This is a genomic window from Cupriavidus sp. 05L310, from assembly GCF_056398185.1.
The window spans coordinates 1-13002 of the sequence record NZ_JBFTOX010000066.1 but is presented as its reverse complement, the minus strand read 5'-3'; the positions used below and the strand labels follow the sequence as shown (position 1 = coordinate 13002).

Below are 13002 nucleotides of genomic sequence, written 5' to 3'. Positions count from 1 at the left end.
TGCCATGCTTGTCAGTACCGCCGCAGTCGCCTTGGCGCAAGCAGACAGAATCCTGTTCAAGATGTGCAAGCACTATGCCCTCAAGGTGAGAGTCGTGTTTGACGCGGAGACTGCAGCCATCGATTTTCCATATGGCAGATGCCAGATCACGCGCACGGATGACGTACTGCGCATGCGTTGCGAAGCCGAGTCAGCGGAAAAGCTGGAGAAAATTCAGTACGTCATGGACGAACATCTGGCGCTCATGGCACGCAACAAGGAACTCGTGATCGACTGGCAGCGGGCTTGATCCCCTGCCCGCTCTCTTCTCCGTCTATGCATTCCTCCCGTGGGACGCCACCTCATGCCGCAAACAACTCAACGCATGCACACTACCTCCGCGCAATACGGCATCTGGGTAGCACAACAAGTCGATACCCACGATCCTGGGTATCTAACGGCGGAAACGATCGAACTCGGCGGCGCCCTGGACATGGCTGCGTTCATGGCCAGCGTGCAAGAGGTCCTTGACCACTGCGATGCGCTGCACATGCGTTTCGAGTGGGATGACGACATCCTGTGGCAACGCCGCCAGCCGGCCTGCACGCAAGTGCCGCTGGTGGATTTCGGCGCGCAGGCCGATCCGGTGCGGGCTGCACAGGACTGGATGCAGACCTCCCTGTCCATCTGTTGCGACGTGACGTCGGACGCCTTGTATCGCACGGCGCTGTTCAGGCTCTCGGCGCAATGTCATTGGTGGTATTTGCAGGTGCATCACATTGCGCTCGACGGTTTCGGCTACAGCCTGATCCAGCAGGCCGTGGCCGCCCGCTACAACGCCCGCGTGGCGCACGCGCCCCTGCCGCCGTTGCCCGATTGGAAGCTGGACAACGTCGTGGCCGCGGAAGCCCATTACAGGCAAACAGGCAAGTTCGACATCGACCGGGCATTTTGGCGTGAACACCTGCGTGAGGTGCCCTCTGCCGCACGATTGGCACCAGAGCAAGACTTCGGCAACACGGCGATCCGCCATACGTTGTTGCTGGATCCGGCGCACGTCAGGGTCTTGCGCGCCGCCGCCGAAGCCGCTCGGGCGGATTGGGCCGCATGGATACTCACGGCCATCGGCTTGTGGCTCGGCAAGCAGGCAGGCCAGCGGCAGCTGACGTTCGGTCTGCCGGTACTGAACCGGCTAGGCACGCCTGCGCTCAGTGTGCCATGCATGGCGATGAACATCGTGCCGCTGAGCGCGCATGTGCGCGCCGATGCGTCACTGCAGGCGTTGGTGGCCGAAACTGTCGGCAGGCTGCGCGCGATCAAGCCCCATCTGTACTATCGCTACGGCTGGATACGGGGCGACCTGGGACTGCTGGAGAGCAACAAGTTTCTGTTCAACCAGGCCGTCAACCTGATGCCATTCGATCGGCAGGTGGCTTTCGCTCATCTGTCCAGCGAAACGCGCCCCGCGAGCGGCGGGCCCGTCAAGGACTTGAACTTGACGCTGGCCGTACGCAACGGCGCATGGCACTTGACACTGGAAGCCAATCCCAACGCCTATGACGTGACGCGGCTGACGGCGCTGGCCGGCAGTCTGTCCAAGTGGCTCTTCGCGCTGGCCGGCCATGCGCCCGCTGCGCCCCTGGCGCCGTTGCTGGGCGATATGCCGTCGCTGTCGATCTGCCGGAGCAAGCCGCTGGACGAACCGGCACTCGACGTGATCGCGTTGCTGCGGCGGATGGCGGCGCGCTACCCCGACCACATCGCCATCGAGTCGAACGGCGCTCGCCTGGACTATCAAAGCCTCCTGAAACAGGTCGAGGCCTTGGCTGCCGCGTTGGCGCGGCGCGGCATGAACGAGCACAGCCGGATCGCGGTACTGGCATCGCGCTCGCCGGCTGCCATCGTCGCGACGCTGGCCGTCCTGTGGGTGGGGGCGGTATTCGTGCCGTTGGATCCCGAGGGGCCCGCGCGGCGCACCGCGAGCATCTTGACCGACGCGGCTCCCGACTTGGTGCTGACGCGCATGCCGTGGCGAGGGCTGGCCGGATCGCTGCCCGTGCTGGATCTGGATCAGCCCGGCGCCATGATCGAGGGCCCCGCGCGTTGCTGTTCGCCGCAGCCGCAACACCCGGCGTATCTGCTGTACACGTCGGGCTCCACCGGCGAGCCCAACGGCGTGCTGGTCGGGCGTGGGGCGCTCGCGCATTTTGTGGCCAGCACTCGTGCGGCGTACGGCATCGAGCCGGCGGACCGGGTGTTGCAGTTCGCTCCGCTGCATTTCGATACCAGTCTGGAAGAGATCTTCATCACGCTTTGCCACGGCGCTACGCTCGTCGTGCGCGACGATGCGATGCTCGATTCGGCGACGGTGTTCGCCACGTCGGTGAAGCGCCTCGGCATCACCGTGCTCGACCTGCCCACCGCTTACTGGCATGTGCTCGCACATGCCCTGGATCCGGACACCGCACGCAAGCTTGATCGCCTGCGCCTGACCATCATTGGCGGCGAAGCCGCCCTGCCCGAGCGGGTAGCACGCTGGCGAGAGCTGTTGCCCGGACAGGTGTTGCTGAACACCTACGGCCCGACCGAAAGCACCATCATCGCGACCACCGCGCGGCTGTGCGGTCCGAGAGCCGCATGGGAGGCCGGCGACGCCGTGCCTATCGGTTTGCCTCGTCCCGGCATCGAAGCGCGCATCGTGGACGATCGCCTGTATCCCGTCGCGGCAGGCGTCGCGGGCGAGCTAGTGTTGAGCGGCGACGCACTGGCGCTGCATTATCTGCACGACCCACAGCTCACGGCCGCGCGCTTTGTCCGCTTGCCCGATTCCGGCCAGCGCGCCTATCGCACCGGCGATCTGGCGCAACTGCAAGGCGGGCAGCTGCGCTTTCTCGGACGCCTCGATCATCAGATCAAGATCAGCGGGCTGCGCATCGATCCGCTGGAAATCGAAAACCTGCTGCTCGGCGCACCCGCTGTGCGCGAAGCGGCCGTGGTTCCGGTGCAGCGCGGGCCTGGCATCTGCGCGTTGGCCGCGTTCGTGGCGGGCACGGGGGACGTGCAGGCGCTGCGGGCGATGCTGGCTCAGTCATTGCCCGCGCCCGCTGTTCCGGATGCCTGGCATGTGCTCGAGCAATTGCCGCGCAGCCCCAACGGCAAGACGGATCGCAAGGCCCTGCTGGCACATGCCGCGAGCCGGATCGCGGCCGCGGATCTCAATGTGGACGGTGCAGGTGCGCTCGAGCGGCAGGTGATGCGGATCTGGCGCCAGGTGCTGGGCGACGTGCCGTTGACGACGACATCGAACTTCTTCGAGCTAGGCGGAAAATCCTTGCAGGCGATGCAGACGGCCAGTCAGCTCGCGCTGGAATTGGGCCGGGACGTGCCTGTGTCCATGCTCTTCCGCCACGGCACGGTGCAGGCGCTTGCCCATGCGCTGGCGGCGCCGCTGGCCTACCGGCCACAGGCCTTGCACGATGCCTTTGCGCCGTTGCTTCCCATCCAGACCGGCTCGTCCGGCGCCCCGGCGCTCTTCTGCCTGCACCCGGCCGACGGGCTCGCCTGGAGCTATCTGCGTTTGGCACGCCATCTGCCCGATATGACCGTGCACGGCCTGCAGATGTCGGTGGAGCAAACGCTGGCGGCGCAAGACTTCGACGCGTTAGTCGAGGGCTACGTGCAGCGCGTGCGTGCGTTGCAGTCTGACGGGCCGTACCACCTGCTGGGATGGTCTCTGGGCGGCGCGCTGGCCCATGCCGTCGCCGCAAGGCTAGCGCTGCAGGGCCACGCGATTGGCTTGCTGGCGCTAATGGACAGCTATCCCGTCTCGGCCTGGGTGGCGCACCCGCAGCCCATCCTGCGCGACGCGTTGCAGATACTGCTGACCGTCAACGGCGATTTCGATACGGCCGGACTGGCGGACGAAGCGCTGCGTCAGCGGCTGTTGCGCACGAATAGCCCGTTCGCCGCGCTGGGCCGGTCCGGGCTCGACGCGTTCGCGCGGCAAACGCTGCGCCAGATGCAGTTGTTCCGCGCGAGCCAGACGCCGTCGTATGACGGCGAACTGCTGCTCTTCCGGGCCTCGCGCAAGCCCGGCCACTTACCTGGCCTCGATAGCTGGAGGCCGCATCTGCGGCCAGGCCGCTTGCAATGCAGCATGCTCGACTGCTCGCACGACAGCATGTCCGACCCAGCGCCCATTGCTGTCATCGGCGCAACGCTGGCTGCGCGACTGGCATAGCCGGGCCGGCCGGCAACAGCCGCCGCATCCCCTTCTTTTACAGGAGTCTTATCGCATGGACAGCACCATTACCGATTTTCCGGAATCCATTGCCGTGGTGAGCGGCGCGGCCCAAGGCATAGGCGCGGCCGTGGTTCGCGCGCTCTGCGCGCGCGGCGTGGCCGTCGCCGCGCTCGACATCCAGGCGGAAGGGCTGGAACAACTGGCGACCGACGGTGCGGCAGCCGGGTACCGGATTCATCCTGTAACGGTAGATATCGCCGATGGCGCCGCAGTGCGCGCCGTAGTGGATCGCATCGACACGCAGATCGGCCCGATCGGCATGCTGGCCAACGTCGCGGGCATTTTGCGCGTCGCGAGCGTCGATGCCCTGCGCGACGAAGACTGGGACCGCAGCTTTGCCGTCAACATGCACGGCGTGTTCCACTTGTCGCGTGCAGTGGCGCAACGGATGATGCCGCGCCGAGGAGGCAGCATCGTCACGGTTGGCTCGAACGCGGCGTTCGTGCCACGCATGCAGATGGCGGCCTATGCGGCATCCAAGGCGGCTGCGCATCAATTCACCAAATGCCTCGGCCTGGAGCTCGCCGAGCACGGCATCCGCTGCAACATCGTCGCCCCCGGTTCGACCGACACCCGGATGCAGCGCCAACTATGGACGAATAGGAGAACCAAGAAAGGCGTCATTGCGGGTTCGTTGCCCGCATATCGCACGGGCATCCCGTTGGGCCGCATTGCAGATCCCGAAGACATCGCATCAGCCGTGCTGTTCCTGCTGTCGAACGCGTCTCGGCACGTCACGCTGCACAGCTTGTGCGTAGACGGCGGCGCCACGCTGGGCGTGTGAATCCAGCCGAATTTCGTCAGCGCCCCGGTCACTCAATCAAAAACGTACCGACTGCCTTCGCTTGCTATCGCCCACCCACCAGTACCTCTGCCTTCAGGACCGCCATGTCCACCAAGTCCATCCAGACAACGTCTGCAGTCACGCTACCCGTCGCCGAGCTGATGCCGCTATTGATCGCCAATCTCACGACCATGGGAGGCAGCTACGCCTTTATCGCCGTGGCGGGGCCGATGGCCCGCCTGATGCATCTGCAGGCCTGGCATGTCGGCGCCATCATCGGAATGGTCGGGCTGGTTTGGATCGTAACCGCCCGCGTCTGGGGGCGAGCCGTGGATGCCCGGGGCCGTGTGCCAGTGCTCCGCATGGCGATCGTCGGCTTCACCGTCTCCTACGTACTGTTGGCGTGCTACGTCTGGTGGGCGCTGCAAGGTGGTACGCATCACGTCCCTGCCATGGGCTTGAATATCGCAGCGCTACTGCTCACGCGCGCGGCGATGGGTGGCTTCTTTGCCGGCCTGCCCGTGGCGGCCACCGCCTGGATTGCCGACCACACCGAGGCCCAGTCACGGGCTGCCGCCCTGGCACGATTTGGCGCGGCTGGCGCCATTGGCATGGTATTCGCTCCGCCCGTGGCGGGTTGGCTTGGTCAATACGACCTATCCGTCGCGCTGCTCGTCTTTGCGCTGCTGCCGCTCGTCGGACTACCATGGCTGGGGCGTCTGCATGACACGCGCAAACCACAAGCTCCGCGCGCCCCGCAACGCCTGAAGATCACCGACATCCGCATCCGCCTGCCGTGGCTGAGTTCCTTTACGCTGTTCAGCGTCGTCATGATGGCCAACAGCTCGCTAGGCTTTTATGTCATCGACCGCTTGGACGTAGCGGCCCACCAAGCGGCCGCCGTTGTAGGCTATGCCCTGGGCAGCGCCGGGCTCGGCTTGATCCTGATGCAAACGATCGTTAGCAGGCTGCCGCATGTCGCGCCCCGGCAATGGCTGCGATGGGGTGCATTGGCAGGTGCCGCGGGCTTTGCATCCGTCTTGCTGGTCGGACCAACGCAGCCGATGGCCGTGTGCCTGAGCTATTCCGTGGCCGCCCTGGGCATGGGCGCGGCGTTCCCGGCAGTTGCCGCGCTTGCCAGCAATGCTGTCTCCGCTTCCGAGCAAGGCGCTAGCGCCGGCGCGATGTCCGCCGCGCAAGGGCTAAGCATGGTGGTGGCGCCGCTGCTCGGCACGGCGCTCTATGACCTGCTGCCGCCCGCAACCTTTGCATTGATCAGCATCCTGTTGCTGGTGCTGTTCGGCGCGACCTGGCGAGGCACAAGGGGACATGTCGCAGCATGACGGTGTGGCGTCCTGGTTCATTTCCCGGTAACTCGTGCCACCTTCACGGTACCGAAGAGCCACCAGCTGGAAGGCCGCCTGCGCAGCCTTGAGTTCCACCTGCGCGGGGATCAGTTGGCTGCTCCGGGTTGCACGGCCCGTGAGCTGCACGCGCCGTGCCTATGGCAGAGAGCACTGCTTTCGCGCCCCGACCGGGGCCGCCATATGCAACACCTCGCCGTCTCTTGGAATGCGCAACCGCGCTTCGACACCTGCCTGCCTTGCGGCGAGCGCTAGCGCGGACCGCGTCACCGGACAGTGGCTGAGCGCTTCCAGATGATTCGCAACCACCGTGCCAGGCGCCAGGCGGGTGAATTCGACGACCTCGTCGATGCCCATGATGATGTCGCTACCCATATCGAATCGCGCACCTCCGGCGGGTACGACGCAGACTTGCGGGCGATGGTGCGCAACGAACTCCCGGACCGTTGGCGTGAGTACCGTATCGCCGCTCAGGTAGAGGCTGGGCTCATCCGGCACCTCGATCAGATAGCCGACCCCATGCTCCATCAGCTTGCCGACCAAGCCACGGCCGTGCGTGCAGCGAACCGTGCGAATCCGACCGCCCATGAAGGGGTTGGGCTGCCCATGCGCTTCCGGCAACGGCTGGACATTCAATCCGCGTTCGGCCAGATGGCGCCCATCGTGCGGTGTGCAGATGATCGGAAGCTGCCGATCGCGCAGCCAACTTTTTGCCGCGCGGTCCAGATGATCGAAATGACCTTTCTGGCAATGCGTTATCAGGCAATGGGTGACCGACTCAAGCGCTGTCGCAGCCGATTCGGGTAAATCGACCAATGGGTTACGTTGCCTTGCGCCGAATACCCGCAAAGGCGGAAGCGCATTTTTAGGGCCAAACATCGGGTCGATCAGGATTCGATTCGGCCCGAACTCCACAATGATGGTCGCGTTGCGAAGGTGGTGAATTTTCATGACGAAGCCTCCGGGAAGAAACCTTATTGTCTCGACGCGGAAACCCGTTGAGAATGGCGAGATTGGACATAATTGATTCGGTTTCTGCCATGCCAAAACCACTACGCATTGGTTTGCTTCTATTTCCGGGCTGTATGCCGGCAGGGTTATTCGCGTTTTCCGATATGCTCCACGCTGCCAATCGCCGCGCGAACGGCATGCTGTTCGAAACGCATTACGTTGCGCTACGCGCCGGGACTGTCGAATGCGCCCACGGCTTGTCACTGCATGTTTCCAGGCCGCTGGATCTCGCCAGTCTTGACGCCCTCCTGGTGTCAGGCTTTTGGGCGGAGTCAGTGCGGCAGGTGGAAGACATGATTGTGGCCAACGCTGGCCTCGTATCACTGCTGGCGGCCCGTCGCAAGAACTTGCTGCTGTGGAGCTATTGCAGCGGCGTCTGTTTGCTGGCGGAAAGCGGGCAACTGAATGACCAGGCCGCGACCGTTACCTGGTGGTTGGCGGAGGCAATGGCGCAGCGCTACAGGAAGGTGAAATGGCAAAGCGAGCGGAATTGTGTCGTCACCGCGCGTACGGCCACCGCTTCTGGCGTGAATGGCTACCTACCTATTGCCGAGGCGCTGATAGAGCGGCATGTCAGTCCCGATGTATTGCGTGACCTGGTCAATCTGATGGTACTTCCCCGTGCCGTTCAGCCTCACCGAGCCTTCCAGGCCATGAGCCTGATCGAGCAATCCAGCCGCTTGCTGCGCCAATTGCACACGCTGGTTGAGCAATTGCCTGCCGAACAGATCACGGTGCAGCAATTGGCCGAGCAACTCTGCATGTCGGAACGCACGCTCGCGCGCAAGGTGAGAAGCGAGACCGGGGTCGCCATCGCGGCGTATGCCCGCTGTATCAAACTGAACCAGGTCAGTGACCGCCTTATCCATACGACATCGCCAGTCAGCGTCCTCAGCGCGGAGCTAGGATTCAGTAGCGATTCCAATATGCGCCGCATGTTCAAGGAGCTGACTTCGCTGACGCCCCTGGAATACAGGCAACGGTTTGCGAGATGACGAGGCATTCGGCATTGCTACGGTCGTGCGGGAAAAACTGCCGGACTCACGATATCGACATCACGGAAAGAATGTGGAACCTGCAAATCCGCATCCCCGCAACGATGGCTTCGGCCTCGCCATTGAGCACGACATGGAGAAACTTGTCATCCTATGGGTCGCGGCATGCAGTCACCCACGGCGTCGCCGTTCAATTCATCGTGCCAGCCTATCCAGCCGCACCGGCATAGCCGGTGCGTGGATGGTCTGCGGCTACTTCACTGGCGTCAGGATCGGCGCCCCCTTGTTCTTGATCAGGAAGACGACGAACTTTGCTGGCTGCGTAGTGCTGGCATTGCGTCCGACAGTGTGAATATCGTTGGGACGTTCGTGGAAGGTTTCGCCCGCCTTGAGCGTCACCTCCTTTCCGCCCCTGACGCCCATGACGATGCTGCCCTCGAGCACATAGACGAACGCGTGCGCGTCATGGCGATGCACGGGATCGACGGCACCCGGCGGATACTCCACCACGATCATCGTGGCCTCCTTCCCCGGATATTCGGGCAACGCCTCCGTGAGCAAGGGCGTGACACTTGCCTCCGGCGCGGCGGCGGCCGGCTGTGCAACCATGAGGCCCGACACCATCAGGGTTGCCGCAATGGATGCGACCGTCTTCATGGCATCACTCCAGATTGGCTTTGTCGAGCCCGAACGCCTTGTCCGATGAGCCGGGCACCATGCGGAACGCCACGTTCAGGCGGTTCCAGGTATTGATCGCCCCCACGAGGAACGTGAGATCCGACAGTTCCTTCTCGCTGTACTGGGTGCGCACGCGTTCATAGATTTCGTCTGACACGCCCTGGGCGGGAATGTTGGTCAGTTCCTCGGTCCAGGCCAGCGCGGCGCGTTCGCGCGGCGAGAACAGCGTCGACTCGCGCCAGATCGCCACGTGATGCAGGCGCAATTCGCGTTCGCCATGGATCTTCGCCATCTTGATATGCATGTCGACACAGAACGCGCAGCCGTTGAGCTGCGATGCGCGAATCTCGACGAGCTCGCGAATGGGTTGTTCGATCGTGGTGTTCTGGAACAGCGCGCTGAGCTCCATGAGCTTCTTGGACAGTTCCGGCGATTGCTGGAAGTAATTCGTGCGTTGGGACATGTTGACTCCTGGTGATTTGATCAAGTTCTTACTCACGAACCTGCGCTGCCTACTTGGACATGTGCCCTTCGGACTATTTTTGTTGCGATTGACGCATCCATTCCTCGAAGCCGATGCGCCCGAGGCGTGCCTCGCCCAACGGCACGAGCGAGTATTCCTCGACCAGGCCGCCGAAGTAGCGTGCCTCGGGGTCGCGCACGACTTCACGCGGGTCACCAACCGCCTTCAAATAGCGGGCGATGATTTCGTTGAACGGTGCGCGTTCCGGGCCCGCGATCTCGACGATGCCGTTTCGCGGAGGCGCGAGCGCGACGTCGGCAACGATGGCTGCAACGTCATCCGCCGCAATGGGCTGGAACAGGCCGGGAGAAACGCTGACAATGTTTCCTTTCGTACTGGAATCGGCGATGCCACCACTGAATTCCATGAACTGGGTCGAGCGGATGATGGTGTACGGGATGCCGGACGCCTCGACCAGTTTCTCTTGTGCGACCTTGGCGCGGAAATAGCCATTGTCGGGGGTCCGGTCGGTACCGACGATGGAAAGCGCGACATGGTGCTGGACGCCCGCTGCGGCCTCCGCCGCGTGAAGGTTGCGGCCGGAAGTCTCGAAGAACTCCAGCACTGCTTTATCTTCAAACGAAGGGGAATTGGCGAGGTCGATCACGACCTGAGCGCCGGCCAGGGCCTCCTTGAGCCCCGCGCCAGTGATGCTGTTGACACCGCTCTTCGGCGAGGCGGCGACGACCTCGTGGCCGCCCAGGCGCAGAATGGGAACGGTCTTCGAGCCGATCAGGCCGGTCCCGCCAATGATGACAATCTTCATGATGCTTCTCCGTACTAAGGAAGGTGGAGTGATCCACGAAACTATGTTAGGTAACGCCTGGCCCCCACGCCAGATCGCCTCGAAGCGCGCGGCATTTCCTGTCCGGCATCAATCCTGATGCGGGTTACCTGCTGCTTTTCGTTTGTCGAAAATATGAGCTTGCGATACCCTGCGTTACATCAGCGCGCCGCTGCGTAGCGATTGCGCGGCCTGCGCTTCGATCACAATTTGAGGCACTTCCGCAAAAGCCAGGCCCGTCGCATGCGTGAACCTGACATCCTTGAGTCCGATGATGCCAAGCACCGCAGAGAGATACGGACGAAAGAAATCGGGCTGGACGGGTGGATCCCGGAACATGGCGCCGCCGGATGTCACCGCCACGAACGTTGGGCGATCGCGCAGCAATCCGATTTTCCCTTCAGGCGTGGCGGTAAAGGTCACATCGCGTCGAACCACGAGATCGATCCAGTTCTTAAGCACAGCCGGCACCGTGAAGTTGTGCACCGGAGTGGAGATCCAGAGCAGATCGGCCTGTTCGATCTCCCTGATCAGCGCATCCGACACGGCAAGCGCCGCGCCATAGCGTTCCTTTGCCTCGGCGGCGGGCAGCAGCAGCGACTCCGCGTACTCCGCGGTGATGGCTGGCAGCGGCTCGGCGCCAAGGTTGCGTCGCGTCACATGAATCTCCCGCCCGAATTGCGCGGACAGCGCGGGCAGCAATTGCCCGGTCAGGTGCCGGCTGGTGGAATAGTCACGGCGCGGGCTGCAATCAAGCAGCAGCAGGTTGAGGGACTTCATTGCAGCACCATGCAGAAGTGCAGGCCCTCGGCGAGCAGCCCCGAACGGAAATAGAAGCGCTGGGCCTTCGCGTTGGCAAGTCCGGTATCCAGGACAAGTCGCTGGCAGCCTTCTGTGCGTCCAAGCTCGCGCAGCGCTTGCAGCAGACACTCGCCGTGGCCCTGCCCCCGGCCTCCCGCATCGGTGATCAGATCGTCTACGTACAGGAAGCGCCCGTGGATCAGGTTGTCAAGACGACGATATCCGGCCAGCGCAACAGGTTTGCCAGCGTCCCAGAGCGCGAGCAGCCGGTAGCCTTGCCCGCTTTGCAGCGTGACGTTGGCCAGAAAGTCTTCCGGCATTTGCAGCTTGGGGCGCAGTTGCCGCATGACAGGGAAACACGCGAGGATGTCAGCCTCCGTCTCCGCATGTCCGAGAGTCAGGTTGTTTGTCATGGTGCCGATGCGTGCTGGTTTGTGTAGGCTTCAATGTAGTTGAGCGATGACACAGTCAACAGGCACATGTTTGTCGTTTTCAACTAGGCCATCGGCTTGAGGTTGTATGACCTATGGGTGGTTTGTCATTCGATCGACCAGGCGGCGAATGAGGGGTGTGGCCGACACGACAACCGGCAGCATGGTCAGCCAGGAGACGCTCCAGGACCTTAGCCAGTGCTGAAGAAACAGGCCTTCGTCTGCAAATGGAATGCTTGCGATGGCAGCAGCGATGGAACAGGTCAAGCCGGCCTGGATTACGCCGTAGGCGAAATAGCTGTAGCGCGAAGGAATCTTAGGCATGTGAGTCGCCCCTATGCATTCTTTGAACCGGACACTCATGCACCCCGCCATTGCCGCGCCAAGGGCTGTCGCCCCTGGCGCATGACAGGCGCTATGCGGCTGCGCCAACCTTCCCTGCCAGCCGCTGCACGGTTTCGTTGGTATCCCACAGCGCGTTTGCGATGAAACGGAAGTTGACCAGCGCCGCGTGATACCCGTCGCCTTCCGGTAGCTTCGGCCCTGCTACGGCGTCGCGCACGACAGCAACCTCGAAACCTTGCTCCAGCAGATCCCGCAGATGGGATTCGACGCACAGATTGGCGGCCATGCCCGCAAGGATCACCTGGTCGACGCGCTGCTTGCGCAACTGCAGGACAAGGTCGTTGGCCTGCGGGCCGTACAGCTTGTGCGTGGAGCAGATGATGGTCTTGCCATCCTCGATATACGGCTTGAGCTCCGGCATGAAGTCCGCGCCCGAGTCACGGAAACCGTCCAGGTTCAGCGCGCCAGGACGGTCGAACATGCCGATGGCATGCTGGAACATTTCGGCGGGACCCTGCACTTTCCATGTGTGATCATGGGGAAAGTAATAGTGGGGAGAGATGGCGACCGTGATGCCAGCCTGCTTTGCGGCCTCGAACAGACGGACCAGGTTGGGCACGAGGTTCTGCTCCGTCACGCTTTCTCCTACGACGCCCCAGCTACGACCTTCGGGGCTCATGAAGTCGATCTGCGGGTCAATCACGACGAGCGCGGTGCGTGGCAGGTCTAGCGTGATGCTGGCCTTCGGCAGAGCCGGATCAACGGGATCTGCATAGGTGGCGTGGTGGTTGCACATGGGAAGTACCTCTTATGGTGAGCCCAGTCCGCCGGCGCCATTGTGGGGTCCGGCAGATTCGGCGTCGTTTCAACTACGGATGAATGCCAACAGGTCGGCGTTGAACCTGTCCTTGTGCGTGTCGGTGAGCCCATGCGGCGCACCGGGGTAGACGATCAGCTTCGCGTTCCTGACGAGCTTTGCCGATGCGCGTCCGGCGGCGTCGATC

14 protein-coding genes are annotated in these 13002 nt (G+C 63.1%); 5 read left to right on the top strand and 9 right to left on the bottom strand.

Features of this window, described 5'->3' with window-relative positions; translation table 11 throughout:
* Positions 1 to 4 precede the first annotated feature (4 nt).
* The 4 genes from AC1DS6_RS35085 to AC1DS6_RS35070 all read left to right on the top strand — a co-directional run bounded on the left by AC1DS6_RS35085 (position 5) and on the right by AC1DS6_RS35070 (position 6409).
* Complete coding sequence (locus AC1DS6_RS35085) at positions 5 to 289, top strand: DUF2218 domain-containing protein (protein ID WP_441632447.1); 285 nt, start codon at positions 5 to 7, stop codon at positions 287 to 289.
* Between the two features lie 54 nt (positions 290 to 343).
* Positions 344 to 4219 (top strand): amino acid adenylation domain-containing protein, encoded by a 3876-nt coding sequence (locus tag AC1DS6_RS35080; protein WP_477104199.1) that lies wholly within the window; start codon positions 344 to 346, stop codon positions 4217 to 4219.
* Positions 4220 to 4274: 55 nt separating this feature from the next.
* A complete protein-coding gene (locus AC1DS6_RS35075) occupies positions 4275 to 5066 on the top strand; it encodes a 2,3-dihydro-2,3-dihydroxybenzoate dehydrogenase (protein ID WP_441632443.1) in 792 nt (263 codons plus the stop codon).
* A gap of 104 nt (positions 5067 to 5170) precedes the next feature.
* A complete protein-coding gene (locus AC1DS6_RS35070) occupies positions 5171 to 6409 on the top strand; it encodes an MFS transporter (RefSeq protein WP_441632441.1) in 1239 nt (412 codons plus the stop codon).
* A 159-nt stretch (positions 6410 to 6568) separates the two neighbouring features.
* Here the strand turns inward: AC1DS6_RS35070 and AC1DS6_RS35065 are convergent, their stop codons facing one another.
* Positions 6569 to 7381 (bottom strand): MBL fold metallo-hydrolase, encoded by an 813-nt coding sequence (locus tag AC1DS6_RS35065; RefSeq protein ID WP_477104198.1) that lies wholly within the window; start codon positions 7379 to 7381, stop codon positions 6569 to 6571.
* Positions 7382 to 7470: 89 nt separating this feature from the next.
* Here AC1DS6_RS35065 and AC1DS6_RS35060 point away from each other — a divergent pair, with 89 nt between their 5' ends.
* On the top strand, positions 7471 to 8436 hold the full coding sequence (locus AC1DS6_RS35060; RefSeq protein ID WP_477104197.1) for a GlxA family transcriptional regulator: 966 nt from the start codon (positions 7471 to 7473) through the stop codon (positions 8434 to 8436).
* A 252-nt stretch (positions 8437 to 8688) separates the two neighbouring features.
* On the opposite strand, the gene AC1DS6_RS35055 is transcribed toward AC1DS6_RS35060, so the two are convergent.
* The 8 genes from AC1DS6_RS35055 to AC1DS6_RS35020 all read right to left on the bottom strand — a co-directional run.
* Complete coding sequence (locus tag AC1DS6_RS35055) at positions 8689 to 9093, bottom strand: cupin domain-containing protein (protein WP_441632435.1); 405 nt, start codon at positions 9091 to 9093, stop codon at positions 8689 to 8691.
* A 4-nt stretch (positions 9094 to 9097) separates the two neighbouring features.
* Complete coding sequence (locus AC1DS6_RS35050; protein WP_441632433.1) at positions 9098 to 9577, bottom strand: carboxymuconolactone decarboxylase family protein; 480 nt, start codon at positions 9575 to 9577, stop codon at positions 9098 to 9100.
* Positions 9578 to 9650: 73 nt separating this feature from the next.
* Positions 9651 to 10403: an SDR family oxidoreductase gene (locus AC1DS6_RS35045; protein ID WP_276290653.1), complete on the bottom strand. Its 753-nt coding sequence runs from the start codon at positions 10401 to 10403 to the stop codon at positions 9651 to 9653.
* Positions 10404 to 10577: 174 nt separating this feature from the next.
* A complete protein-coding gene (locus tag AC1DS6_RS35040) occupies positions 10578 to 11201 on the bottom strand; it encodes an FMN-dependent NADH-azoreductase (RefSeq protein ID WP_441632430.1) in 624 nt (207 codons plus the stop codon).
* On the bottom strand, positions 11198 to 11635 hold the full coding sequence (locus AC1DS6_RS35035) for a GNAT family N-acetyltransferase (protein WP_441632428.1): 438 nt from the start codon (positions 11633 to 11635) through the stop codon (positions 11198 to 11200). The genes AC1DS6_RS35040 and AC1DS6_RS35035 overlap by 4 nt, the downstream gene beginning before the upstream one ends.
* A gap of 111 nt (positions 11636 to 11746) precedes the next feature.
* Positions 11747 to 11977 (bottom strand): DUF2798 domain-containing protein, encoded by a 231-nt coding sequence (locus tag AC1DS6_RS35030; RefSeq protein ID WP_276290656.1) that lies wholly within the window; start codon positions 11975 to 11977, stop codon positions 11747 to 11749.
* A gap of 91 nt (positions 11978 to 12068) precedes the next feature.
* Complete coding sequence (locus AC1DS6_RS35025) at positions 12069 to 12794, bottom strand: cysteine hydrolase family protein (protein WP_441632426.1); 726 nt, start codon at positions 12792 to 12794, stop codon at positions 12069 to 12071.
* Positions 12795 to 12863: 69 nt separating this feature from the next.
* Positions 12864 to 13002, bottom strand: a 139-nt coding sequence (locus AC1DS6_RS35020; RefSeq protein WP_477104222.1) for an alpha/beta fold hydrolase, incomplete at its 5' end; no start/stop codon positions are given.